Below are 22,537 nucleotides of genomic sequence, written 5' to 3' on the forward strand. Positions count from 1 at the left end.
GCACGTTCCTTTATCAGGCGAGCATTCTACCCCGATAGCGTATTCGCAACCCCCTGGTTGTAACAGTTGTGCGCTGGCTCGCCCCACGGGTGCGCTCAGGCGCTCAGCCACGGCATGAACTGCCGGGACAGGGGAACCGTGACGAGGGCCAGCAGCGTCTGCAGGGTGATCAGCGACGCCATCAGACGGCTGTCGCCGCCCAGCTGCTTGGCCATGATATAGGCGTTCGGAGCCGTCGGCAGCGCACAGTAGAAGCAGGCGGCCAGCGCCACTTGCGGCGACACGGCAAACACGAGGCAGACCTGGGCAGCCAGCAGCGGCATCACCAGCAGTTTCAGTACCGACGTGAGCGTCAGCGCACCCGGACGGACGCCTTCCAGCGAAAACACGAGGCCGCCACCGACGCACAACAGGCCCAGCGCGGTGGCCGATTTGCCGAGGATGTCCAGCGTATTCATCAGCTCGCCCGGCAACGTCAGGCCGGACAGGCTGACCAGTACGCCGGCCAGGGTGGCCAGGATAATGGGATTGCGCGCCAGCGTCTTGCCGACGGTGACGAAGTTCGGCTTGTTGCCACTCCACCACGCCAGCGCGATCACGGACAACGCATTGACGACCGGCAGGCACAGCGCCAGCGACAGCATCACGAGCGACGCCGTCTTCGGCTCGAAGAACAGGCCGGCCACGGCCAGCCCGAAATACGTGTTCGGACGCATCGCGCCCTGCATGACGGACGAGCGGCTGGCGCCCGGCAGCGCCGGCCACAGCAGCAGCGACGCCAACGTCAGCGCCACGATGAGGAAGGTCGGCAACAATGTCGCCAACGCCAGCTCGCCGACCTGGCTGCCATGGAAACTCAGGCGTGCCGTGCCCGCAAACAGCATGGCGGGGAAAGCGATGTTGTACGAAAACTTCTCGACGGAAGGGAAGAAATCCGCCGGCATCCAGCCAAAGCGGCGGATGGCCACGCCCAGCAGAATGATCGCGAAGACCGGGATGATCGAAGCTAGCATTGGTATTTCTACTTATATATATACAGAGATGCGAGAGGGCGTGCGTGAATCAGTCGGCCGAAATGCCGGACGGGCCCACGCGGCGCGCGTTCGGGGTGCTGGAGACGCGGATGCGGATCAGGTGACGGCCCGGATCCGTGTACATCGCGCGGCCATGCAGCGTGCGGTGGTTGTCGGCCCACAGCAGCGTGTCATCGGGCAGCTGACGAATGAAGCGCGGAGCGTGCTCTTCGACGATGCCATTCAGCAGGCGCAGGGCCGCTACCAGTTCCGGTGTGGCCAGATCGGGGCGCGCCGCAAGTCCTTTTTCAATCGAATCGTAGCGCCAGCGCATCGCCAGGCCGTCTTCCTGGAAGACCGGAGCGTAGAATAACTCAATCTGCTCGTCCTGGGCGGCGTAGACGGATGGCACGCGGAACGGAACTTCAGTGTGGCGCAGCAGCGCGTAGGCGGCGCGGCCTTCCTCGGTACGCTGCAGTTCCTTGACGATGTCTTCCACATCGATGAGCAGCGATTCGCCGCCGTTGCAACGGGCCGATGCCACCACGTACAGCAGGAATTGCTCTTCCGGCATCGGATAGAACGACGAGTCGGTATGCATATCGGCATTGCCGGTGCGTTCGGAGAAGGTGACGAATTCCGATTGCACACCCTGGCGTGCACGCACGTCCCATGCCACGCGGTGCGTACGCTGGTCGGTCGAGGTCGGGAAGCCCTGCGTCAGTGCGATGGCGTACAGCACGGCGTTGCGGTGCGGCTCGGACAGGCCGGCCAGGCCCAGGTCCGTAATGGCCAGGCCGCGCGACTTGCGCTCGGCAAGCTGTTCGGCGAAGTTGCGCAAGGTCGGCACGGACAGCAACTGCTGTTGCAACGCTTCTTCATCCGGGTGCGGATAGAAGCCGTTACCGTTGAAGTCCTCGAAGTGGGCTTCAATGATGGCGATGACTTTGGCTAGGTCCTCACCCCAGGTGAAGTTGGTTTTGACAACAGCGATGTTGCCGCTCTGCTCGATGGTTGAGAACATGATCTGGGTCCTTTGCATGAATTGCCTTGCGGCAATAAAAGCCACATTCTGAACCGGTTCGACGTTACTTTCAAGAATAATTTGTTGCGTTGCAGCAAATTGGGATTTGGCCGTAGTTCATTCATTCCTAAAGCAATCACCGCAGGAAGCCTTTCATGACAGGGATACTTGCAAAATGCAACACAGCTTGCCCGTAGGGCTAACGTGAAAAAATGCTCAGCCCGAAAAACGACAGATGTGTCGAACATGACCGGTTCTGCTCGTAGTTCAGAGCACTGATCGTTACAATGCGATAGAATTTTTGCCGCACGGCAATATCTCCGCCTGAACTTTCAATTCCCGAGGAAATCACATGAAGTGGCTCTCCGAGCGCAAGCTCTCCACCAAACTTGGACTGGCATTTGCGGCCGTCCTGCTGCTGACGGCATTCGTCGGCCTGTTCTCCATCAATCAGCTCTCGAAGGTGAACGAAACAACCGATGCCCTGTCGACGCGCTGGATGCCAGCCCTGCGGGTGATCCAAGACATCAAGGCCCAGATCGCCCGCGTGCGTACGCGGGAGCTGCAATACATCATCTCCGACCAGGTGTCGGAACTGGACAAGTACGACAAGGTCATCGCCAACGATCTGGTCGACCTGAAGAAGATGCAGGACGATTACGTCAAGCTGATCAAGACGCCGGAAGAGCGCGAGATGTACGACAATTTCCTGTCCATGTGGGACCGCTACATGGCGGAAGACGCGAAGCTGCGCGCCGCCGTGCGTGCCGGCGACAGCGTCCTGGCCAAGCAGCTCATCCGCGGCGAATCGAACAAACTGATCGTCGCCCTGCGCGGCGAAGTGGACAAACTGGTCAAGGTGTACGACGAAGGTGGCAAGCGCGCAGCAGATTTTGGTGATCAGGTATACAATACTTCCCGCGCATGGATCTTCAGCCTGCTGGTGATCAGTGTCGTCCTTGGTGCACTGGGTGCGCTGCTGATCACGCGCTGGCTTGTCAATACCCTTGGCGGCGAACCGCAGTACGCAGTGAAACTGGCGAACAAGATCGCCGCTGGCGAACTCAATGTGGACGTCGTGACCCGTCCAGGCGACAAGACCAGCCTGCTGTTCGCGATGAAATCGATGCGCGACAGCCTGGCCAACATCGTCGGCCAGGTCCGCCACGCAACCGACACGATCGCCAGCGCGGCGCAGCAAGTGGTGGCAGGCAACCTGGATCTGTCGGGCCGTACCGAGTCGCAGGCCAGCTCGCTGGAAGAAACCGCCGCGTCGATGGAAGAACTGACGACGACCGTCCGCCACAACTCGGACAGTGCGCGTCAGGCCAACCAGCTGGCGCTCAATGCGTCGTCGATTGCGGAGCAGGGCGGCCAGGTGGTATCGCAGGTGGTCGACAAGATGGGCACGATCAACGAATCGGCCAAAAAGATTTCGGACATCACCAGTGTGATCGACGGCATCGCGTTCCAGACCAACATCCTCGCGTTGAACGCGGCGGTGGAAGCGGCACGTGCAGGGGAGCAGGGCCGCGGGTTCGCGGTGGTGGCGTCGGAAGTGCGCAACCTGGCACAACGTTCGGCATCGGCCGCGCGCGAGATCAAGGAGCTGATCGGCGATTCGGTCGACCAGGTCGAAGCAGGCACGAAACTGGTGAACCAGGCCGGCAGCACGATGGAAGAAGTGGTGGTCAGTGTCCGTCGCGTAACCGACATCATGGGCGAGATTACTGTTGCGGGACAACAACAGAGTGCCGGCATCGTGCAGGTCAACGAAGCCATTGCCCAGATGGATGCGGTAACGCAGCAGAATGCGGCGTTGGTGGAAGAAGCAACCGCCGCGTCGCACAGCATGCAGGATCAGGCCGCAAGCCTGGCCCAGCTTGTGAGTATCTTTACACTTGATGGATTGCCAAACCATCAGTATAGTGCCGCCTCCAGTGCCTCGCGCACTGAATCGAAGCCGGCACGATTGAATCGGCCGCGACAATAAGAGTGAGCGCCGTCTGACGGCACAGTGGCAAATCGGGGTTTGCCCTCACCATAAGCGGTACCAGCCATGGCCTGGTTCGGTATCGCAAGACCGAATTAAGCCGTTGCTTTTCTTTTTTTGCATGCAACACAACTGAAGGAACCTGTAATGAAAAAAACTCTAATCTCCGTCGCAGTTCTGGGCGCAATGAGCAGCGCCGCTTTTGCACAGTCGAATGTAACGATTTACGGTATCGTGGACGCGGGCATCGTCAGCGAGCGCGGCGGTAAAGCAGGCAACGTCACCAAAGTGTCGTCCGGCACCGCCAACGCATCGCGTATCGGCTTCCGTGGTACGGAAGACCTGGGTGGCGGCCTGTCCGCAATCTTCACCCTGGAAACGGGCTACAAAGTCGACGACGGCCAGCTGGACGCGAGCAACACGCTGTTCAACCGTCAGGCGTTCGTCGGTCTGCGTTCGGCAACCGCCGGCACGATCACGATCGGTCGTCAGTACACCCCTTGGTACAACGCGCTGGCACAAGTTGCCGACCCGTTCGCTGCCGGCCTGGCTGGTTCCGCAAAGAACCTGTTCCCAGCCAATGGCGCCAACCTGCGTAACAGCAACGCTGTTGTGTACCAGACCCCGGTCTTCAACGGTTTCTCCGGCGAAGTCTTCTACGGCTTCGGCGAGCAGTCCGAATCGTCGGCTGGCCGTCAGGTTTCCGCTGCCGTTTCGTACTCGAACGGTCCTCTGAATGCCCGTCTGGCCTACAACAACCGCAATAACGACGTTGCGACCGGTCTGGTTCCAACGGTTGAGCGCGACATCGGCCACAACAGCCTGCTGGCTGTGAACTACGACTTCAAAGTCGTCAAAGCATTCGTTGCCTACGGCGCCAACAAAGGCCTGAACAGCTCCACGCTGCCAAACGCTGCCGCCTACACGACGGCACCGATCACGGCATCGATGGACACCCGCAACGCCCTGGTTGGCGTGCAAGTGCCTGTGGGCATGTCGGGCAAGGTCATCGCTTCGGCTATCCACACGGATGACCGCGAGTCCTTCAACCGCGATGCAAACCAGTACGCCATCGGCTACATGCACGACCTGTCGAAGCGTACCTCGGCTTACGTTTCGTACGCCAAGATCGACAACAAGAACGGCGCTTCGTACACCGTCGGTGGCAACACCGAAGTCGGTACCGGCGACTCCGCGTTCAACGTCGGCCTGCGTCACTCCTTCTAAGCTTCGGCTTGGTTGAACAAACCGGCTGCTTCGGCAGCCGGTTTTTTTTGCGCTGCGTTTTTGTGCAGCGGCAGCGAGCAGGGATTACGCGTTCGCGGTGCTGCGCCCCCTGGCACGCTCGCGGGCAATGGCTGTCCACTCGGCGTCTTCTTCGATGGCAAGCTCCGGGAATGCGCGGATGGCCGGATTGACGAGCCGGTCAACTACCTCGCCCATCAAATCCCCCACAGTCCGCTTCAGCTGCGTTGCTTCGTCCGCGGGCAATCCCGCAAGGGCTGCGAGCAGGGCGGCGTCCAATGCCGCGATGGCGTCGATCCCGCCGTCTCTGGCAGCTCTCGCACTGTCGATCCTGGTGAAATGCATGGTTTATTCCTCTTTATTGTTCCGCTGCGGCCCGCATCGATAATGCCTGACTCTGCCATACCCGAAAAACCCGGGACAGACCCAAATGCCGTTAAGTTAAGGTGTTGAAATTGTGGTGGCGGTTGAGAAGGGCTGGGGTCAGACCCGCCGGGTCTGACCCCGGATCTCATCAGCCGCCGACACGGCCCGCGCGAAAACAGGATAACTTAACGGCATTGGGGACAGACCCTGGTTTTGAGGGAAATTCCCTAAATACAGGGAAGTGCCCTGGGTTTCAGCTGTCGGCCTCCGTCCGGGCCGGCAAGTTAGAATGACGACTGTCGATACTTCCACTACTGCCATGAACACCACCTACGCTGTCGCCTGCGCCTTGTTGATCGTTTCGGGGGCCGTCATTGCTGCCGGCGCGCCAAAGAGCAACGCCCGCACCGAGCCGCGCAGCGGCGTGCCACGCTATGGCATGGTGGTGTATTCCGATTTGTGCGTGAATCCGCAAAGCGGCGAGTTCGGCGGGCAGCGCATTACCTTGCAGCGCTTCGCCGAGGTCGATACAGTGATTTACGAATACACGGCCGGCGGCCTGTCGTGGCCGATTGTCGCCAGCGACGTCAACGTCGACCCGCGCGGCAAGATGATGTATTTCACGGTACAGCCGGCCGAAGGCGAGGAGCGCACCATCAGCGGCAAGTTCTCGCCGGACGGCGCCACGCTGACCCTGGATGGCGGTTACTGTGGCGATGAAACGGTGCCGATGAAGCTGGCGAAGATGCGCGATTTCGGCCGCAAGGCAGGCGCCTGCCGGCCATGCCCCGCCAGCCGGACCAAGCCGGCGGCAATCCCGCATGGAGAGGAAATCAAGCCGGAAGGGGAGACGCCCGTACCGCCGGAGCCGCCGGCACCGCTACCGAAGTGGGAGCCGGCACCGCCGTCGCAGGGCTGAAAGGAAACGGCCCGCATCCGTGGGCCATGCAATGATCAGGCGGGGTTGGCGGCAATATACGCGCCGGCACCGGCGCCTGCGCTCAGCATCCACGCCATCAGCAGCAGGAAGGCCAGCTGCATGGCAAACAGCGTCGAGACGCGGCGTGCATCGGCGAGATTCTCGAACAACGCCTGCCGGTCGTAGCGGTAGCCGATGAAATAGGCGGCAAATACCGTGGACAGGTAATGCACGGCGCCGAACATCTCGCCCAGCTCGCCCTTGCGCGGATGGTCGATCAGTGCATGCGACAGGGCGACCAGCACGAGGTAGATGACGGATGCGGTCAGCGGCGGCAGGTACAGGCCCAGGCTTTCCACCCAGGTCCGGATGCCCGGACGCCAGCGCGCCAGCAGCGGCAGGACAATGTTGTGCGTCAGGCCGACCAGAGCGATCACCTTCAGCAGCACAACCTTGTGCAGGCTTTCTTTGCCCATCGCCAGGTTGTGGAGGTTCGTTTCGGCCTGCTTGTTATTCTGCAGGAAGAATTCGGGTGATTCCACGTGCAGGATGCGCTGGAACCAGCTGATTTCCTCCAGTGCCGCCAATGCGACGAGGGCCGTCAGGCCGGCCAGGGCCAGGATTTCAAGGCGCATGCCCGGCTGGCGCTGCCAGCGTTGCACGGTGGCGAAGCCCAGCATGCCGGACAGTACGGCAAAGCAGAGGAACTGCATCCACTCGACGATGCCGTCCTCGACCAGCAGGCGATGCAGTTTTGCCGCATCGCCCGACCACGTCACGGCCAGGCCGAGAATGAATATGTTGATGGCGATCCCGACCGCGATCACCCTTGGCAAATGCCATGTCTTAGTTGCCACTCGTTTTACTCCTTGATTGTCGAAGAATGTTCCATTGCCGCCGGGCCGAGCGGGCTCAGCGAAGACACCGGCTGCAGTTCGGCGGATTGGCCGGCGACCGGCTCTGGCGAGGTCGTGGCTCGGGTGCGGGCGCGGTTGCGGACGGCGTTGACGGCCAGCGTGACAACGGCCCAGCCCCACAGCAGCGGGTCGAGCACCGCATCCCACAGGTTGCCCGTCGGCAGGCGCAGCAGGGTGAACAGCAGGATCGTTGTCAGCAGCGCGCCCGCCTGCGCGCGTGCCTGGCCCTGAACGAGCGCGAGCGCGCAGCCGATGGCTCCCAGCACGGCCAGCACCGGCGCAGCGGTGGGGCCGAAGCCGGCATAGTAATAGCCCTGCGTCAGCAGGCCCATCGCGTCGAGATACAGCAGCAGACCTGTCAGGGCCAGCGCCCCGGCCAATGATGGCGTCATGACGGGCGCGCCGCCGGCGCGGCCATCCCAATGCTGGCGCAGTTTCAGCACGCAGCAGCCGAACAGCAGGCCGCTGGGGTACTGGAAGGCAAGGGTCAGCCAGTAGGCGGGCGACGCTTTGCCCGGCAGCAGAAACAGCACGGCCATGCCGGCCAGCAGCACGGCTCTGGCACGGCGCGGCAGCGGCGCGGCGCGCAGCAGGGACAGCAAGGCAAACAGCACGGTGGCCGTCACGACGGCCCATGCCAGGCGGCCATAGACGAACTGGCTGGCGAGATCGGGAAGCGTCATCAGTGATTGTCTCCGATAGTGATGCGGTAGCGGTGGTGTGCAATGGCCCGGCGCTGATAGGTGTACGCGATGTGCAGCTCGTTGCCGACCTGCTGCATCGTCGGGTACGAGAATTCGTCGCCGGCGTTGCCGCTGGCGATGTCCACGAACGGTCGCCACGTGCGGCCGTTTTTCGAGACGGACAGGCGCAGCATGCTGCGCGAGGTAGCGTCGCCTTCGACGTGGTTGTGCAGCATCAGGAACTCGCCGTTGCGCAGGCGGATCGCTGCCAGCGACGTGCTCTGGTTCGGCAGGTCGAGCGCCGGCAGGTCTTCCCAGCTGGCCCGCCATCGCGGCTGTAGGCCTGTTGCACGCGCTGCTCGTCGCTGGCATCGCGCATCCAGGCGCGCACTTCCGTTTTCGAGATGGGCACGACGGTCGGCTGCAAGGTGCTGATGCGGCTGCCGATGCGGGCCAGCGACGACGGATCGCCATTGGCATCGAACGACATCAGCATCGGGTATTTGATGCCGATCTCGAAATAGACGGGCAGCCACCAGCCGCCGTCCACCAGCCCGACGGGCGACGTGCGCACCAGCACGCTCGTATTGAACAGCGGCGACATCGGCAGCAGCCGGCGCACGGTAAAGGTGGCGCCCTGGTTGTTCGACACGAGATGGACCAGCCGCGAGGCGGCCCAGCCGCCCATGCCCGTGGCGACGACGTACAGGTGGATGCGGCCGTCATGGGCCGTCCATGCGACCGGATTACCGATCCGGCGCACGCCGAAACCGAGCGCCTTGCCCAGCGACGCGCGGCTGGCCACTTCCCATGGCTGGCCCCATTTGCCTTCCTGCCAGCGGGCGGCATAGACCTTGACGTTGGGAGCGCTCTCACGATCGCCCGCCCACCAGAAGGCAAGCATGCGGTCGCCCGGCAGCGTGGTCAGCGCGCTGGCATGGGCCGACGGCACGTCGCGCGGCATGGGAATAAACGAATTGGAAATTTCCGTCAGCCGCGCGGCGCCGTGCGCGACGACGCCAACCGTCGCGGGCGTGGTGGCGGCGCGCGTGGCACGCGCCCAGCGCACGCCTTCAGCCGTGATGACAGTCAATACCGCCAGGAGACAGACCAGTGCCGTCCGGTGGCGCGCGCACAGCTGCGCGAAGCGGGAACTCTCCATAGCCTTCCGTAGAGGGGCCCGGTCTGCAAGCGTTCGCGCTCGACGTGAGGGGCACCAGCAATTACAACGGGCGGCGCAGAAGCGCACGCCATGCCCGGAGACGGCATATGTTGCAAGGCAGCATACGAGTGTCCTGTCTGAAGCGGGCAAAGCCGCTATCCTACAGGAAATAGGATTGGCTGAACAACCTCAAGAGACGTTTTTTCGGTAAATTCCCGCGCGCTATGCCAACAACATTTTGCGCTGCCGCTGTGACGCGGCAGCAGTCGGCGGCACCGCGGCTTCAGGCAGCGGCGGAAAACGACTCGTGCGACGGGAAGCGCACAGCGGCCCACTCTTTGCGCAGTTGCAATGCCGTCATCACGTCCTGCGGCAGGGTGTCGATGATTTTCCCATCGTCGCCGGGCGTATCGGCCAGAAGGCTGGCCAGATGGATGATGCCGGCCAGGCGGCAGAACGGATGCGCCGCCATCGGGTCGGACGAGCACTCCAGTGCCCGCACGATTTTTTCCGGGAAATTCCAGCGGCGGCCCAGCTCGGCCGTGATCTGGCCTTCCGAGAAGCCCAGCAGGCGCTGCTCGCGCTCCCATCGTCCGCCCGGCAAGTGAGGCAGCTGTTCGATCTGGGCAAAGGCCACGGGCGACACCTGGTAGATCAGCAGCTCGCCCAGGCGCAGCATCATGCCGGCCAGCCAGGCTTCGCCGCCGTCCACGCCGAGTCCGCCGGCCAGCCATTTTGCGTAGCCGGCGCAGGCCATGCTGCTCTTCCAGAATTCGTCCGTATCCAGGCCCGGCAGTTGCGGAAACGTGTCGGCAAAGCAGGCCGCCAGGGCCAGGGTGCGGATGTGGGCCATGCCGGCCAGCGCGATGGCATCGTCAAGCGAGGCAACGTTGCGGCTGGAGCCAAAGCGCGCGCTGTTGGCCAGGCGCATCAGCTTGGCCGTCAGCGCGGGATCGCGGGCAATGATGGCGGCGACGCTCTTGGCCGACGCGTCGTCGTTGTCGAGGGTGGCAATCAGCGCATGGCCGACTTCGGAGATCGTGGGAAGCTTGACGTTGTCAAAGAAAATGGCGAGGGTGGTCATGGGGGGCTTTCGGCTGGTTGCAGCTCTGCGGATGAGCTCAGTGCCAGTGTACTGCCCGAATCTCTTGATTTACGGAATGTTTGTTTTAAATCAGTAGTGAGTGTGGTTTTTGGGCAGGCACGTTTTTCCCCGGACAGTCACCCGTGCAAAGTGCCCGTCCCCGATGCCTGTCCTCGCCGCTTATTCGACCCTTATTTCACGCTTCTCTGGCCTTGGCCGCGGCAGCCGATGCGCGGATGGCTGCCAGCGTCGCTCCTGGCGTGATCAGTTCGCCGTCATAGCGCAATTCGATCACGGCCGGCAGGTTGCGCTCGCGGGTGAAGGCAAGGGCACGCTGCAGTGCAGGTGCGAAGTCGGCGGTCCTGTCGACCACTTCGCCTTGGCCGCCGTATGCCTGCGCCAGCGCGGCGAAGTCCGGGTTATGCAGCGCCGTGCCGGACACGCGGCCCGGATACTCGCGCTCCTGGTGCATCCGGATGGTGCCGAACATGCCGTTGTTGAAGACAATGATGACGACACCGGCGTTGTACTGCACGGCCGTCGCCAGCTCCTGGCCGTTCATCATGTATTCGCCGTCGCCGGCAAACGTGATGACGGTACGGGACGGGTCGACGATCTTGGCCGCTACGCCGGCCGGCACGCTGTAGCCCATGGCGCCGCTGGTCGGGGCGAGCTGCGTGCGCATGCCGCCGTAACGGTGGAAGCGGTGCGCCCAAGTGGCGTAGTTGCCGGCACCGTTCGTGATGACGGTGTCGTGCGGCGCCAGTGCGCCGATGTCCTGCACGACCTGCCACAGGTCCAGCGGTGCGCTGCCGTCCTGGAAGATGGCCGGCTTGCCCTGCCATGCGCGCAGTGCCGCTTTTGCTTCCTCCACGCTGCCACGCCATGCGCTGCTGTCCACGGGCGCCAGCGCCGCCAGCATGCGCGCCGCCTGCGGCATGCCGCTGGCGATCATCAGGTGGGCCTGGAAAACGGTGCCCAATTCCTCGGTGCTGGCGTGGATGTGCACCAGCTTCTGTTTCGGCACGGGCGAGGCGATGATGGAATAGCCGCTCGTCGTCATCTCGCCCAGGCGCGGGCCGATGGCGATCAGCAGGTCCGCATCGCGGACGCGCGCGGCCAGCTTCGGGTTGATGCCGATGCCCACGTCGCCCACGTAGTGCGGATGCTCGTTGTCCACCAGGTCCTGGAAGCGGAACGCGCACGCCACGGGCAGCGCGTTCGCTTCGGCAAAGCGCAGGATGTGCGCGCAGGCCTCGGGCGTCCAGCCGCTGCCGCCCAGCAGCAGCAGGGGGCGCTGCGCTGCAGCCAGCAGCGTGCGCAGCTCGTTCATCTGTTCCTGCGATGGCGATGCCTGCACGGGCTGGTAGCGGCGTGTGTCCGCCACGGCGGCCTGGCTGACCAGCATGTCCTCGGGCAGCGCCAACACGACAGGGCCCTGGCGGCCGCTGGTGGCGACCTGGAAGGCGCGGGCGATGTATTCGGGAATGCGGTCGGCGCGATCGATCTGCGCCACCCACTTCGCCATCTGGCCGAACATGCGGCGATAGTCCACTTCCTGGAACGCCTCGCGGTCCGTGAAGTCGCTGCCGACCTGGCCGATGAACAGGATCATCGGCGTCGAGTCCTGGTAGGCCGTGTGCACGCCGATGGACGCATTGGTGGCGCCCGGACCGCGCGTAACGAAGCAGATGCCCGGCTTGCCCGTCATCTTGCCGTAGGCATCGGCCATGAACGCGGCGCCGCCTTCCTGGCGATTGATGACGAAGCGGATCGACGACTCATGCAGTGCGTCCAGCACATCCAGATAGCTCTCGCCGGGCACGCCAAAGGCAGTGTCGACGCCGTGGATTTTCAGTGCGTCGACCAGGATCTGGCCGCCGGAGCGGGATGGGTGCGTCATATTCTGCCTCGAAGGATGTGATCCGTGCATTCTAGAGTGACGGTGGCGCCGCGGCCTTCAGATAGGCGACATCAAATTTCTGTTTTGTCACGCCAGGCGGGCGTGTCAAAAATCTGTTGACCGCCTTACACCTGTCAGATATTGTTTACACATGAAACGCGAAAATAAAACCAGCGACGGCGACCGCATGCTGACCGTGCTGGCGGCCCTGGCCAACCCGCACCGGCTGCGCATCCTGGCCGCGCTGACGACGGGCGGGCGCAACTACGTCAGCCAGCTGGCGCGCGAGATCGGCATCAGTCGGCCCCTGCTGCACCTGCACCTGCAGAAGCTTGAGGATGCGGGACTGGTTGTCAGCCGGATGGAATTGTCCGCGGACGGCAAGGCACTGAATTACTTCGATGTTACCCAGTTCGAGTTCGCACTGACTCCGGCGGCCATCGCCGCGGCGGCGCGCTCGTTGACCACCAACCCAGATCAGTAGAGGCTTCCGATGTCCGCACCCATTTACCTGACCACCCTCGGCATCTTCTTCGGCACCGTGCTGCTGGTATTCGGGATGCGCTACCTGTCCGTCATCGCGCAGGCGAAATACCGCCACGCCAGCGACGACGCCTATCGCCAGCTGGCGCAGCAGGCCTTGCAGCAGCAGGCCGAAACGGCCGCCACGCTCAAAGCGTTGCAGGCCACACTGGGCGAAGTCAATGGCCGCCTGGTGACGGTGGAAACCGTGCTGAAGGAAGTCGGCTGACGTTTTCGCATGCTCAACCCACCGGAGAACCCAATGCACGACATATCGATATTTCGCGTGAACCTGCTGCGTGCCGTCTATCTGCTGATCGGCGTCGGCCTGGCGCTGAGCATCTGGCCGCAGCTGGGGCGGCCGCAGGAACTGATGCAGGGTGTCGTCAACTGCATGCTGGCCGTTGTGGCCGTGCTGGCGCTGGTCGGCGTGCGCCACCCGCTGCGCATGCTGCCACTGCTGCTCTGGGAAATGCTGTGGAAAACGTTGTGGGTGCTGCTGGTGGCGCTGCCGGCGTGGCGCGCCGGCACGATGGACGAGGGTATCGCAGCCACGCTGTTTGCGTGCGCCGTGGGCGCGATCGTTCCGCTCACGCTGCCCTGGTCCCATGTGTGGCGGCGCTACGTCACGGATGGCGCCGAGCCATGGCGCCGGGCCAAAGCGCCGGCGTCGGGCGCACATGCAGTACAATAGCGCCCGAAGCAAGCCAGACAGCCGCTGGCCGGCGCAGCAATGCGCTGGCGGGAGGAAGGTCCGGACTCCACAGAGCGGGGTGACGGTTAACGGCCGTCCGCTGAAAGTCCTTCGGGATATAAGGCGAGGAACAGGGCCACAGAGACGAGCGTATTAAGTTACGGTGAAACGCGGTAACCTCCACCTGGTGCAATTTCAAATAGGCACGCGATGATGCTGCTCGCGGAGCGTGCGGGTAGAAAGCTTGAGCGACGGAGTAATTCGTCGCCTAGAGGAATGGCTGTCATAGCGCGGGCGACCGCGCCGTAACAGAATCCGGCCTATCGGCTTGCTTCACTTTATTCCCAGGGTCGGTAGCCTCACGTCTATCGTCAGACAAGAGAGGCTTCCATGACCTGCGCCGTCCTGGCGCCGACCAGGGAACATCAGCTCCTCCGCCATCCGTTCAAGCCGCCCCGCAGCCGGCTGGGCGACGCACGAACTCCCACAGCACTGCCTGGCCGTCAAGACGGTCCCATGAATATCTGGACACGCCAGCTGACGTGCCCAGATGCTGTGCCAGGCAAACGGGGCTGCGCACCGCGCTTGCCGTCTGCACGCCCATCAGTGCCGTCGCGCTTGAACCGGCAATGGCGGCGCCGCAGCGGGAAGTGTTGTCATCGCGCAGGAATCGGCAGGTGGCGCGGGCGGAGGCATGGGAGCAACCTTTGTAACCGCGAAGTACGCACTTCGCTGGCAAGGCGCATGGCGTCTGGGTTCGGTCGAGCCGGCTCAGGCAGGTCGGCATGCGATGGCCTTCGGCGGCTGAGCGTGCCCGGACGCGTATAATCTCGCCTGAGGGCGCTCAGGTAATAAAATTTGTATAGACAACCTATTGCTTCGCGGAATTTTTAGCCGACGCCAGACGTCCTCTGGCGGTTAAGATTTTGTTAGGATCGCGGGGCTTTTTTACCGTCGGCGGGATAGTGCTCACTACGCCAGAATGCCCGGATTTCCCTATTGATGAGCTAACGCCACTGTCACCAGGAGCCGCCAAGGCGGGGCTTGCGCAACCGTTGCCGGGGCCCGACGCCGATATTGCCAGCCGGAAACGAGATGGCTATTTCCTAATTTTTTTTGGTAACACTGTCCACCAGTTTTTTGCTGCCAGCAGATGAGGTAGCACTTTCAAATTCCTTCCTAGGTGCCTGATTTCTCGAGTTATTTTGACTTGAGACTGCTTCAAGGAACGGCGCTAAGTCCTTAATTTCATTAGTAAAAATCGCATTTTGCTAGCCGGAAATCGCTTGACCACCCTCTTGCGTTACTCTAAAGTGGGCATGCGTGTGAAAAAGTGTAGTTTTGTGGGAAAGTCTGGCGAAACGGCACCACCAAAAAATCACCGAACAATAACCAGGGTTCTGAAAAGAAAGTTTAGCCGTGTTCCAGGGCGCGTCCGCAATCACTCTCGATGCGAAAGGCAGGATGTCTATCCCCGCCAAGCACCGTGACGCACTGAGCATTCAGTGCGAAGGACGCCTCACGCTGACCAAGCACCCGGACGGCTGCCTGCTGATGTATCCGCGTCCCGTCTGGGAAGCTAAGCGCGACCAGATCGCCGCGTGGCCGATGTCGGCCCGCGGCTGGCAGCGCATTCTGCTGGGCAACGCCAGCGATGTCGAGATGGACTCGGCCGGCCGCATCCTGGTCGCGCCGGAGCTGCGCGACGCCGTCGGCCTGGGCCGCGACGTCGTCCTGTCCGGCATGCTGACCCATTTCGAAATCTGGGACCCGGTCAAGCGTGCCGAGAACGAGCAGGCCACGATCGACGTCGGCATGCCCGACACCCTGTCCGATTTCTCCTTCTAAGGCCCGCACATGACGAACACAGCGGTGCCAGATTTTCAGCATCGTACGGTGCTGTTGGATGAAGCGGTTGACGCGCTTGCCATCGCCGGCGCGCGCGCGGACGGCATTTATGTCGACGGCACCTTCGGTCGCGGCGGCCACAGTCGCCTGTTGCTGTCGCGCCTCGGCCCGAATGGCCGCCTGATCGCCTTCGACAAGGATCCGCAGGCGATCGCCACGGCGGAAACGATCGCCGACCCACGTTTCACCATTGTCCACGACAGCTTCGCCACGATGGCGGCGGCGCTGGCCGAGCGCGGAATCACGCAAGTGGACGGCGTGCTGCTGGACCTGGGCATTTCGTCGCCCCAGGTCGATGACGCGGCACGCGGATTTTCCTTCCGCAACGACGGCCCGCTCGACATGCGCATGGACACCACGCGCGGCATGTCGGCGGCACAGTGGCTTGCCACGGAATCCGAACAGACACTGGAAAAGGTGATCAGGGAATATGGGGAAGAACGGTTTGCTTTTCAGATTGCAAAGGCGATTGTTGCTCGCCGGGCAATCGAGCCAATTTCAACCACACGACAGCTTGCCGGCATCGTGGCAGGCGCGGTCAAAACCCGGGAGAAGGGCAAGGATCCGGCCACACGGACCTTTCAGGCTATCCGGATTTTCGTCAATAAAGAGCTTGAGGACCTCGAAGCAGGCCTGAAGCAGGCATACGACACCCTGGCGATCGGCGGCATCATGGCCGTCATCAGCTTCCACTCGCTGGAAGACCGCATGGTCAAGCGCTTCTTCGCCGAACGGGTCAACGTGGCGCAGCCGGACCGGCGCCTGCCGATCCGTGCGGTGGACCTGCCGCAGCCGGAACTGAAGCTGCTGGCGAAGATGAAGCCGTCCGACGCCGAAGTGGATGCCAACCCTCGCGCCCGCTCCGCCGTCATGCGCGTCGCGCAGCGGCTGGCGACCAATCACGCCGGGAGCGCACGATGAGCGGCAAGATCAATGCCGTGCTGGCCGCGCTGCTGGTCATCTGCGCACTGTCGCTGGTGAAGGCGCAGTATGAAGCGCGCCACCTCTTTATCGAACTGGAACGCACGCAGTCGCAGGCGCGCCAGCTCGATATCGAATGGGCGCAGTTGCAGCTCGATCAGTCGACGCTGGGCAAGCACGCCCGTATCGAGGAAATCGCCCGGCGCGACCTGGAAATGACGCCGCTGACGCCGGCGCGCACGCAATACCTGACGGAGGGCGGCGAATGACGCGCTCCAACCGGGCAACGACATCACGCGCGACCGCGGCTGCGGGTTCGCGCGTTGCCGCTTCCAAGGGCGTGTCGTTCTCGAAGAGCCCCGTGCTGGCCGTGCGCCTGCCCACGTGGCGCTCGCGCGTGGTGCTGTTCGTGCTGTTCGCCGCCTTTGCCGCGCTGGCCGGCCGCGCCTTGTGGCTGCAAGGCCTGTCGACGCAATTCCTGCAGAAGCAGGGCGAGATCCGTTACGCGCGCACCATCGAACTGCCCGCCACGCGCGGCAAGATCACCGACCGCAACGGCCAGGTGCTGGCATCGTCGATTCCCGTCAAGGCCATCTGGGCGATTCCAGACGACGTGCTGCAGGCGCCGCCGGAAAAGCTGCGCGAACTGGCGCGCCTGCTGGACATGAGCGAAGCGGACCTGCGCAAGAAGCTCGACTCGGACCGCAATTTCGTCTACCTGAAACGCCAGGTGGAACAGGACGTGGCCGACCGGATCGCGAAACTGAAGATCGACGGCATCGACACCCGCAAGGAATACAAGCGCTTCTACCCGCAGGGCGAAGTGATGACGCACGTCGTCGGCTTCACCAACGTGGAAGACGTGGGCCAGGAATCGATGGAGCTGGCGCAGCAGAAGACGCTGGTCGGCACGCCCGGCTCGCGCCGCGTCATCAAGGACCGCCTCGGCCGCATCGTCGAGGACATCGGCGCCAAGCACGAACCGCACGACGGCAAGGACCTGGTGCTGTCGGTCGATTCGAAGATCCAGTACATCGCGTTCACGCAGCTGAAGGGCGCGGTGGAAAAGTTCAAGGCCAAGGCCGGCGCCGCCGTCGTGCTGGACGTGCACACGGGCGAAGTGCTGGCGCTGGCGAACTACCCCAGCTACGACCCGAACGACCGCCGCGCGCTGACGGGCGCGCAGCTGCGCAACCGCGTCATGACCGACTCGTTCGAACCCGGCTCCACGCTGAAACCCATCACGGTGGCGCTGGCGCTGGACAAGGGCAAGGTCAGCCCGCACACGACCATCGACACCGGCAATGGCCGGCTGCAGATCCTCGACCGCACCATCAGCGATACCAAGGCGCACGGCGTCATCAACGTGCAGCAGATCGTCGAGATGTCGTCCAATATCGGCACGTCGAAAATCGCGCTGTCGATGCCGGCGCAGGACATGTGGGAAATGTTTACCAAGGTGGGCTTCGGCCAGCAGCCGAAATGGGGCTTCCCCGGCGCCGTTGCCGGCCGCGTGCGGCCTTATAAATCCTGGCGTCCCGTCGAACAGGCCACGATGAGCTACGGTAACGGCATTGCCGTCTCGCTGATCCAGCTGGCGCGTTCGTACCTGATGTTCGCCCGTAACGGCGACACGATTCCGCTGACGTTCCAGAAATCGCAGGAGCAGCCCATGGGCCAGCAGATCATCAAGCCGCAGACGGCGCGCGAGATGCGCGAGATGCTGGAGATGGTCGTCTCGGGCAAGGACGGCACGGCCAAGCAGGCCCAGATACCCGGCTACCGCGTGGGTGGCAAGACGGGTACCGCCTATAAAGTGGAGAACGGCCGTTACGCGATGCCGCGCAAATATATCGGCACCTTCGTCGGCATCGTGCCGATGTCGGCGCCGCGTTTCGTCATCGCCGTGATGATCGACGAGCCGACCCAGGGCGGCCACTACGGCGGCCAGGTCGCCGCACCGACTTTTGCGAAGGTCGCAGAGAACGCGCTGCGAGCTTCAAACGTGCCTCCCGATTCCACAGTGACGGAAATCGTCGTCCCGACCGATACCGGTCCGGAGGCCATGTAATGAGCGACATGAAGAACAACAACGATATCAGCAACTGGATCAGACAGGCCGCGCCCACGGGGCAGCTGGCTTCCGACTCGCGCCGCATCAGGACGGGCGACGTATTTTTTGCGTATTCAGCCGACCCTTCGAATGACGGCGCAGGCGATGGCCGCGCGTTCATCGACGCAGCCGTGAAGCAGGGCGCCGCGGCGGTCGTCTACGACCCCGCCGGCTTCGACTGGAAGCCCGAATGGACGGTGGCCAGCCTGGCCGTACCGGACCTGAAACGCCGCGCCGGACCCATCGCGCATGCGTTTTACGACATGCCCGATGCAGGCATGTTTACCGTGGGCGTGACGGGTACGAACGGCAAGACCTCCAGCGCCGTCTGGCTGGGACACGCGCTGGCCCGCGGCGGCGACACCGCCGCCGTCATCGGCACGCTCGGCGTGGCGTTGTTCCAGGGCCGCACCGAACCGGAGTTCGATGCCACCGGCTATACCACGCCGGACCAGGTGCTGCTGGCCCGCACCCTGGCCGACTGCCGCGCCGCCGGCGCCGCCGCGCTGGCGATCGAGGTGTCGTCGATCGGCCTGGAACAGGGCCGTGCCGACGGCATGCATTTCGACGTGGCGCTGTTTACCAACCTCACGCGCGACCATCTGGACTTCCACGGAACGATGGAAGCGTATGAAGCCGCCAAGCGCCGCCTGTTCGACTGGCCCGGCCTGAAAACGGCTGTGGTCAACCTGGACGATCCGGCCGGACTGCGCCTGGCGCAGCACGTGCTGGCCCAGGGCAAGGCCGCGGTAACGGGCTACACCTTGAAAGACGCGGCAACGCAGCCGGACATTGCCGGCGTCAACCTGCTGCGCGCAAGCCAGGTGCGCACGCGCAGCGCCGGCACGGAATTCATGCTGGAGTCGCCGCTTGGCGGCGCGCACGTCAAGACGCAGCTGGTCGGTTCGTTCAACGTCAGCAATGCGCTTGGCGTTCTCGGCGCGCTGCTGGCGAAAGGCCTGACGCTGCGCGCGGCCGTGGAAGCCATCGAGGCGCTGACGCCGGCGCCGGGCCGCATGCAGCTCGTCGGCGGCAACGATGCGCCGATGGTCGTTATCGACTACGCCCACACGCCCGATGCGCTGGAAAAAACCGTCGAGGTGCTGCGCAGCGTGGCGCAGGACCGCAACGGCCAGCTGTGGTGCGTGTTCGGCTGCGGCGGCGACCGCGATCCGGGCAAGCGCCCGCAGATGGGCCGCATCGCGCAGGCGGCGGATCACGTGCTCGTCACCAGCGACAACCCGCGCAGCGAAGACCCGCACACGATCATCGCCCAGATCGTCGCCGGCATGGACAAGAGCCTGCCCGCCAAGGTACAGGCCATCGAGGACCGCGCGGCGGCCATTCTGTCGGCCATCAAGCACGCTGCAAGGAACGACGTGATCCTCGTGGCCGGCAAGGGGCACGAACCGTACCAGGAAATCAAGGGCAAGAAGCTGCCGTTCTCGGACGCCGACCATGCCCAGCTGGCGCTGTCCGCCCGCCTGACGATGATGAGGCCGAACTGATGCGCGCCACCATTGTCGATATCCTGTCCGCGCTGCCGGGCGCGCGATACGTCCACGGCGCCGACAGCCTGGCGTTCGACGGCGTCTCCACCGACAGCCGCACCGTGCAGGCGGGCGCGCTGTTCGTCGCCCTGCGCGGCGAAGTGTTCGACGCGCACGACTTCCTGCCGCAGGTCGCGACAAAGAACGTGGCCGCCGTCGTCGTCGAGGCGCTGCCGGACGGCTGGACGCTGCCCGCCATCGTTGTTCCCGACACGCTGGTCGCCCTGGGCCGCATCGCCAATTGGTGGCGCCGCCAGTTCGCCGTGCCCGTCATCGGCGTTACCGGCAGTAACGGCAAGACGACGGTCAAGGAAATGATCGCCGCCATCCTGGCTGTCGCCCACGGCGAAGACGGCCGTCTCGCCACACGCGGGAACCTGAACAACGAGATCGGCGTCCCGCTCACATTGTTCCGCCTGTCGGGCGAACATCGCTCGGCCGTCGTGGAACTGGGCATGAACCACCCAGGCGAGATCGGCCGGCTGGCCGCCATCGCCGCGCCGACGATCGGCATGGTCAACAACGCCCAGCGCGAGCACCAGGAGTTCATGCATACGGTCGAAGCGGTGGCGCGCGAGAACGGCTCCGTGCTGGCGGCCTTGCCGCTTGATGGCGTGGCCGTGTTCCCCGCGCAGGACGAGTTCACGCCGATCTGGCAGGAGCTGTCCGCCGGACGGCGCGTGCTGACCTTCGGCCTGACGAAAGAGGCGGACGTCAGCTGCACGTTCCGCGCCGACGATTTCGGCAACCAGATGTTCGTCACGGTCAGGACCGACGCGGAGCCGCTGCAGTTCTACATTGGCCTGCAGGCGGCCGGCGAGCATAACGTGCGCAATGCGCTGGCGGCGATCGCCTGCACCTACGCGGCCGGCATCGCACCGGAGCAGATCAAGCAGGGCCTGGACAGCTTCGCGCCCGTCAGCGGCCGCCTGCAAAGGAAAACGGCAGCCAATGGGGCCGTCGTCATCGACGACACCTACAACGCCAATCCCGACTCCGTACGCGCGGCCATCGACGTGCTGGCCAATGCCGCCGTGCCGCGCGTGCTGGTCCTGGGCGACATGGGCGAGGTGGGCACCCAGGGACGCGAGTTCCACGAGGAGATTGCCGCCTACGCGGCAAGCCGCGGCATCGAGCAGGTGCTGGCAACGGGCGAGCTGGCCCGGCATATGGCAGTGGCAGGACAGGCGCGCCATTTCGAACAGTTCGATGCGTTGCTGGCCGCCGTGGACGCGGCGGTAACGCCGGGTACGACCGTATTGATCAAGGGCTCCCGTTTCATGAAGATGGAACGGGTCGTGCAGCATTTGATTGGATCGCAACAAGCTAACAAGGACTCACACTAATCATGCTGCTTTGGCTCGCACAATATCTGCAGGACGACATCGGCGCCTTCCGCGTCTTCAACTTCATCACGTTCCGTGCCGTCTTCGCCACGATTACCGCGCTCCTGATCGGCCTGATCGCCGGTCCTGCCGTCATCCGCAAGCTGACGGTGATGAAGTACGGCCAGGCCGTGCGCACCGACGGTCCGCAGACACACCTGAAAAAACACGGCACGCCGACGATGGGCGGCGTGCTGCTGCTGATCGCCATTGGCGTCTCCACCTTGCTGTGGTGCGACTGGTCCAACCGCCTGATCTGGCCCGTGATGGTCGTGACGATCGGCTTCGGCATCGTCGGCTGGGTCGACGACTACCGCAAGGTCGTGCGGCAGGATCCCGAGGGCATGCGTTCGGCCGAAAAATACTTCTGGCAGTCGCTGGTCGGCGTGGCCGCCGCGCTGTACCTGGCCTTCTCCGTATCGGCGCCGACGCCGGCCGAAGTATTCCGCCTGTTCTTCGCGTGGGTGCAGTCGGGCTTCTCGATGGACCTGCCGCCCAAGGCCGACCTGATCGTCCCGTTCTTCAAGACGATCAGCTATCCGCTGGGCGTCTGGGGCTTCATCGCGCTGACGTACTGCGTCATCGTCGGCTCGTCCAATGCCGTCAACTTCACCGATGGCCTGGACGGCCTGGCGATCATGCCGACGGTAATGGTGGGTTCGGGCCTTGGCCTGTTCGCCTACCTGACCGGCAGCGCCACCTATTCGAAATACCTGTTCATCCCGCACATTCCCGGTGCCGGTGAGCTGATCATCTTTGTCGGCGCAATGGCCGGCGCGGGTCTCGCCTTCCTCTGGTATAACACGCACCCGGCGCAGGTCTTCATGGGCGACGTGGGCGCGCTGGCGCTCGGCGGCGCGCTTGGCACCATTGCGGTCGTCGTGCGCCAGGAGATCGTGCTGTTCATCATGGGCGGCATCTTCGTTGCCGAAACGGTTTCCGTGATCATCCAGGTGGGCTGGTTCAAATACACCAAGAAGCGCTACGGCGTGGGCCGCCGCGTCTTCCTGATGGCGCCCCTGCATCACCACTTCGAGCAGAAAGGCTGGAAGGAGACGCAGGTCGTCGTGCGTTTCTGGATCATCACGATGATGCTCGTGCTGCTTGGCCTGTCGACACTGAAGCTGCGTTGACC

At 63.6% G+C, this 22,537-nt stretch carries 22 protein-coding genes and 1 other RNA gene; 14 read left to right on the forward strand and 9 right to left on the reverse strand.

What is annotated here, in order from left to right; genetic code table 11:
* Nucleotides 1-95 precede the first annotated feature (95 nt).
* Together E1742_RS20905 and E1742_RS20910 are read right to left on the reverse strand one after the other, a co-directional pair.
* Nucleotides 96-1,013 (reverse strand): AEC family transporter, encoded by a 918-nt coding sequence (locus E1742_RS20905; protein ID WP_134387060.1) that lies wholly within the window; start codon nucleotides 1,011-1,013, stop codon nucleotides 96-98.
* Nucleotides 1,014-1,062: 49 nt separating this feature from the next.
* Nucleotides 1,063-2,037, reverse strand: coding sequence for a TauD/TfdA family dioxygenase (locus E1742_RS20910; RefSeq protein ID WP_166793525.1), 975 nt, complete (start codon nucleotides 2,035-2,037; stop codon nucleotides 1,063-1,065).
* 352 nt (nucleotides 2,038-2,389) lie between these two features.
* Here E1742_RS20910 and E1742_RS27175 point away from each other — a divergent pair, with 352 nt between their 5' ends.
* Complete coding sequence (locus E1742_RS27175) at nucleotides 2,390-4,030, forward strand: methyl-accepting chemotaxis protein (protein ID WP_134387062.1); 1,641 nt, start codon at nucleotides 2,390-2,392, stop codon at nucleotides 4,028-4,030.
* Between the two features lie 147 nt (nucleotides 4,031-4,177).
* The gene (locus E1742_RS20920) at nucleotides 4,178-5,257 is read left to right on the forward strand and encodes a porin (RefSeq protein ID WP_134387063.1); all 1,080 of its coding nucleotides are present in this window, start codon (nucleotides 4,178-4,180) and stop codon (nucleotides 5,255-5,257) included.
* Nucleotides 5,258-5,341: 84 nt separating this feature from the next.
* Here the strand turns inward: E1742_RS20920 and E1742_RS20925 are convergent, their stop codons facing one another.
* Entirely contained in the window at nucleotides 5,342-5,620 is a 279-nt protein-coding gene (locus tag E1742_RS20925) for a hypothetical protein (protein WP_134387064.1), read from the reverse strand.
* A gap of 340 nt (nucleotides 5,621-5,960) precedes the next feature.
* On the opposite strand from E1742_RS20925, the gene E1742_RS20930 reads away from it, so the two are divergent.
* Entirely contained in the window at nucleotides 5,961-6,560 is a 600-nt protein-coding gene (locus E1742_RS20930; protein ID WP_206076696.1) for a hypothetical protein, read from the forward strand.
* A gap of 35 nt (nucleotides 6,561-6,595) precedes the next feature.
* On the opposite strand, the gene E1742_RS20935 is transcribed toward E1742_RS20930, so the two are convergent.
* The 6 genes from E1742_RS20935 to E1742_RS20955 form a co-directional block, all read right to left on the reverse strand.
* Nucleotides 6,596-7,417, reverse strand: coding sequence for a hypothetical protein (locus E1742_RS20935; protein WP_229466165.1), 822 nt, complete (start codon nucleotides 7,415-7,417; stop codon nucleotides 6,596-6,598).
* Nucleotides 7,418-7,422: 5 nt separating this feature from the next.
* Nucleotides 7,423-8,160, reverse strand: a complete 738-nt coding sequence (locus tag E1742_RS20940) for a hypothetical protein (RefSeq protein WP_134387065.1) — start codon at nucleotides 8,158-8,160, stop codon at nucleotides 7,423-7,425.
* Nucleotides 8,160-8,468: an exo-alpha-sialidase gene (locus E1742_RS27420; RefSeq protein WP_371860235.1), complete on the reverse strand. Its 309-nt coding sequence runs from the start codon at nucleotides 8,466-8,468 to the stop codon at nucleotides 8,160-8,162. Before E1742_RS27420 ends, E1742_RS20940 begins: the two co-directional genes overlap by 1 nt.
* Nucleotides 8,396-9,322 carry an exo-alpha-sialidase gene (locus E1742_RS20945; RefSeq protein ID WP_371860171.1) on the reverse strand — a complete coding sequence of 309 codons (927 nt, stop codon included), beginning with the start codon at nucleotides 9,320-9,322 and terminating at the stop codon, nucleotides 8,396-8,398. The genes E1742_RS27420 and E1742_RS20945 overlap by 73 nt, the downstream gene beginning before the upstream one ends.
* Before the next feature lie 283 nt (nucleotides 9,323-9,605).
* Nucleotides 9,606-10,406 carry an HDOD domain-containing protein gene (locus E1742_RS20950; RefSeq protein WP_134387066.1) on the reverse strand — a complete coding sequence of 267 codons (801 nt, stop codon included), beginning with the start codon at nucleotides 10,404-10,406 and terminating at the stop codon, nucleotides 9,606-9,608.
* A 196-nt stretch (nucleotides 10,407-10,602) separates the two neighbouring features.
* Nucleotides 10,603-12,309, reverse strand: a complete 1,707-nt coding sequence (locus tag E1742_RS20955; protein ID WP_134387067.1) for a thiamine pyrophosphate-binding protein — start codon at nucleotides 12,307-12,309, stop codon at nucleotides 10,603-10,605.
* 151 nt (nucleotides 12,310-12,460) lie between these two features.
* On the opposite strand from E1742_RS20955, the gene E1742_RS20960 reads away from it, so the two are divergent.
* The 11 genes from E1742_RS20960 (at nucleotide 12,461) to mraY (ending at nucleotide 22,535) form a co-directional block, all read left to right on the forward strand.
* Nucleotides 12,461-12,793 (forward strand): ArsR/SmtB family transcription factor, encoded by a 333-nt coding sequence (locus tag E1742_RS20960; protein WP_134387068.1) that lies wholly within the window; start codon nucleotides 12,461-12,463, stop codon nucleotides 12,791-12,793.
* A 9-nt stretch (nucleotides 12,794-12,802) separates the two neighbouring features.
* Nucleotides 12,803-13,060: a hypothetical protein gene (locus E1742_RS20965; protein ID WP_134387069.1), complete on the forward strand. Its 258-nt coding sequence runs from the start codon at nucleotides 12,803-12,805 to the stop codon at nucleotides 13,058-13,060.
* Nucleotides 13,061-13,093: 33 nt separating this feature from the next.
* Nucleotides 13,094-13,525, forward strand: coding sequence for a hypothetical protein (locus tag E1742_RS20970; RefSeq protein ID WP_189568635.1), 432 nt, complete (start codon nucleotides 13,094-13,096; stop codon nucleotides 13,523-13,525).
* A gap of 5 nt (nucleotides 13,526-13,530) precedes the next feature.
* Nucleotides 13,531-13,864: RNase P RNA component class A (gene rnpB / locus E1742_RS20975), an RNA gene on the forward strand.
* Nucleotides 13,865-14,944: 1,080 nt separating this feature from the next.
* The gene (mraZ, locus tag E1742_RS20980; protein WP_134387070.1) at nucleotides 14,945-15,373 is read left to right on the forward strand and encodes a division/cell wall cluster transcriptional repressor MraZ; all 429 of its coding nucleotides are present in this window, start codon (nucleotides 14,945-14,947) and stop codon (nucleotides 15,371-15,373) included.
* Between the two features lie 9 nt (nucleotides 15,374-15,382).
* Entirely contained in the window at nucleotides 15,383-16,354 is a 972-nt protein-coding gene (gene rsmH / locus E1742_RS20985; protein ID WP_134387071.1) for a 16S rRNA (cytosine(1402)-N(4))-methyltransferase RsmH, read from the forward strand.
* A complete protein-coding gene (ftsL, locus tag E1742_RS20990; protein WP_134387072.1) occupies nucleotides 16,351-16,623 on the forward strand; it encodes a cell division protein FtsL in 273 nt (90 codons plus the stop codon). Before rsmH ends, ftsL begins: the two co-directional genes overlap by 4 nt.
* On the forward strand, nucleotides 16,620-18,425 hold the full coding sequence (locus tag E1742_RS20995) for a peptidoglycan D,D-transpeptidase FtsI family protein (protein WP_134387073.1): 1,806 nt from the start codon (nucleotides 16,620-16,622) through the stop codon (nucleotides 18,423-18,425). Before ftsL ends, E1742_RS20995 begins: the two co-directional genes overlap by 4 nt.
* On the forward strand, nucleotides 18,425-19,975 hold the full coding sequence (locus tag E1742_RS21000) for a UDP-N-acetylmuramoyl-L-alanyl-D-glutamate--2,6-diaminopimelate ligase (protein WP_134387074.1): 1,551 nt from the start codon (nucleotides 18,425-18,427) through the stop codon (nucleotides 19,973-19,975). The genes E1742_RS20995 and E1742_RS21000 overlap by 1 nt, the downstream gene beginning before the upstream one ends.
* Nucleotides 19,975-21,363 (forward strand): UDP-N-acetylmuramoyl-tripeptide--D-alanyl-D-alanine ligase, encoded by a 1,389-nt coding sequence (locus E1742_RS21005; RefSeq protein WP_134387075.1) that lies wholly within the window; start codon nucleotides 19,975-19,977, stop codon nucleotides 21,361-21,363. The genes E1742_RS21000 and E1742_RS21005 overlap by 1 nt, the downstream gene beginning before the upstream one ends.
* Nucleotides 21,364-21,365: 2 nt before the next feature.
* On the forward strand, nucleotides 21,366-22,535 hold the full coding sequence (gene mraY, locus E1742_RS21010; RefSeq protein WP_134387076.1) for a phospho-N-acetylmuramoyl-pentapeptide-transferase: 1,170 nt from the start codon (nucleotides 21,366-21,368) through the stop codon (nucleotides 22,533-22,535).
* Nucleotides 22,536-22,537 lie beyond the last annotated feature (2 nt).

It is taken from the genome of Pseudoduganella plicata (genome assembly GCF_004421005.1).
Lineage (GTDB): Bacteria > Pseudomonadota > Gammaproteobacteria > Burkholderiales > Burkholderiaceae_D > Rugamonas > Rugamonas plicata.

Excerpts from the sequence above, each read along its gene's own strand:
- mraY (WP_134387076.1), top strand. The coding sequence starts at position 21,366 with ATGCTGCTTTGGCTCGCACAATATCTGCAGGACGACATCGGCGCCTTC.
- E1742_RS20930 (WP_206076696.1), top strand. The coding sequence starts at position 5,961 with ATGAACACCACCTACGCTGTCGCCTGCGCCTTGTTGATCGTTTCGGGG.
- E1742_RS20955 (WP_134387067.1), bottom strand. The coding sequence starts at position 12,309 with ATGACGCACCCATCCCGCTCCGGCGGCCAGATCCTGGTCGACGCACTG.
- rsmH (WP_134387071.1), top strand. The coding sequence starts at position 15,383 with ATGACGAACACAGCGGTGCCAGATTTTCAGCATCGTACGGTGCTGTTG.
- E1742_RS21000 (WP_134387074.1), top strand. The coding sequence starts at position 18,425 with ATGAGCGACATGAAGAACAACAACGATATCAGCAACTGGATCAGACAG.
- E1742_RS20995 (WP_134387073.1), top strand. The coding sequence starts at position 16,620 with ATGACGCGCTCCAACCGGGCAACGACATCACGCGCGACCGCGGCTGCG.
- ftsL (WP_134387072.1), top strand. The coding sequence starts at position 16,351 with ATGAGCGGCAAGATCAATGCCGTGCTGGCCGCGCTGCTGGTCATCTGC.
- E1742_RS20950 (WP_134387066.1), bottom strand. The coding sequence starts at position 10,406 with ATGACCACCCTCGCCATTTTCTTTGACAACGTCAAGCTTCCCACGATC.
- E1742_RS20925 (WP_134387064.1), bottom strand. The coding sequence starts at position 5,620 with ATGCATTTCACCAGGATCGACAGTGCGAGAGCTGCCAGAGACGGCGGG.
- E1742_RS20970 (WP_189568635.1), top strand. The coding sequence starts at position 13,094 with ATGCACGACATATCGATATTTCGCGTGAACCTGCTGCGTGCCGTCTAT.
- E1742_RS21005 (WP_134387075.1), top strand. The coding sequence starts at position 19,975 with ATGCGCGCCACCATTGTCGATATCCTGTCCGCGCTGCCGGGCGCGCGA.
- E1742_RS20960 (WP_134387068.1), top strand. The coding sequence starts at position 12,461 with ATGAAACGCGAAAATAAAACCAGCGACGGCGACCGCATGCTGACCGTG.
- E1742_RS27175 (WP_134387062.1), top strand. The coding sequence starts at position 2,390 with ATGAAGTGGCTCTCCGAGCGCAAGCTCTCCACCAAACTTGGACTGGCA.
- E1742_RS20945 (WP_371860171.1), bottom strand. The coding sequence starts at position 9,322 with ATGGAGAGTTCCCGCTTCGCGCAGCTGTGCGCGCGCCACCGGACGGCA.
- E1742_RS20940 (WP_134387065.1), bottom strand. The coding sequence starts at position 8,160 with ATGACGCTTCCCGATCTCGCCAGCCAGTTCGTCTATGGCCGCCTGGCA.
- E1742_RS20905 (WP_134387060.1), bottom strand. The coding sequence starts at position 1,013 with ATGCTAGCTTCGATCATCCCGGTCTTCGCGATCATTCTGCTGGGCGTG.
- E1742_RS20910 (WP_166793525.1), bottom strand. The coding sequence starts at position 2,037 with ATGTTCTCAACCATCGAGCAGAGCGGCAACATCGCTGTTGTCAAAACC.
- E1742_RS20965 (WP_134387069.1), top strand. The coding sequence starts at position 12,803 with ATGTCCGCACCCATTTACCTGACCACCCTCGGCATCTTCTTCGGCACC.
- E1742_RS20920 (WP_134387063.1), top strand. The coding sequence starts at position 4,178 with ATGAAAAAAACTCTAATCTCCGTCGCAGTTCTGGGCGCAATGAGCAGC.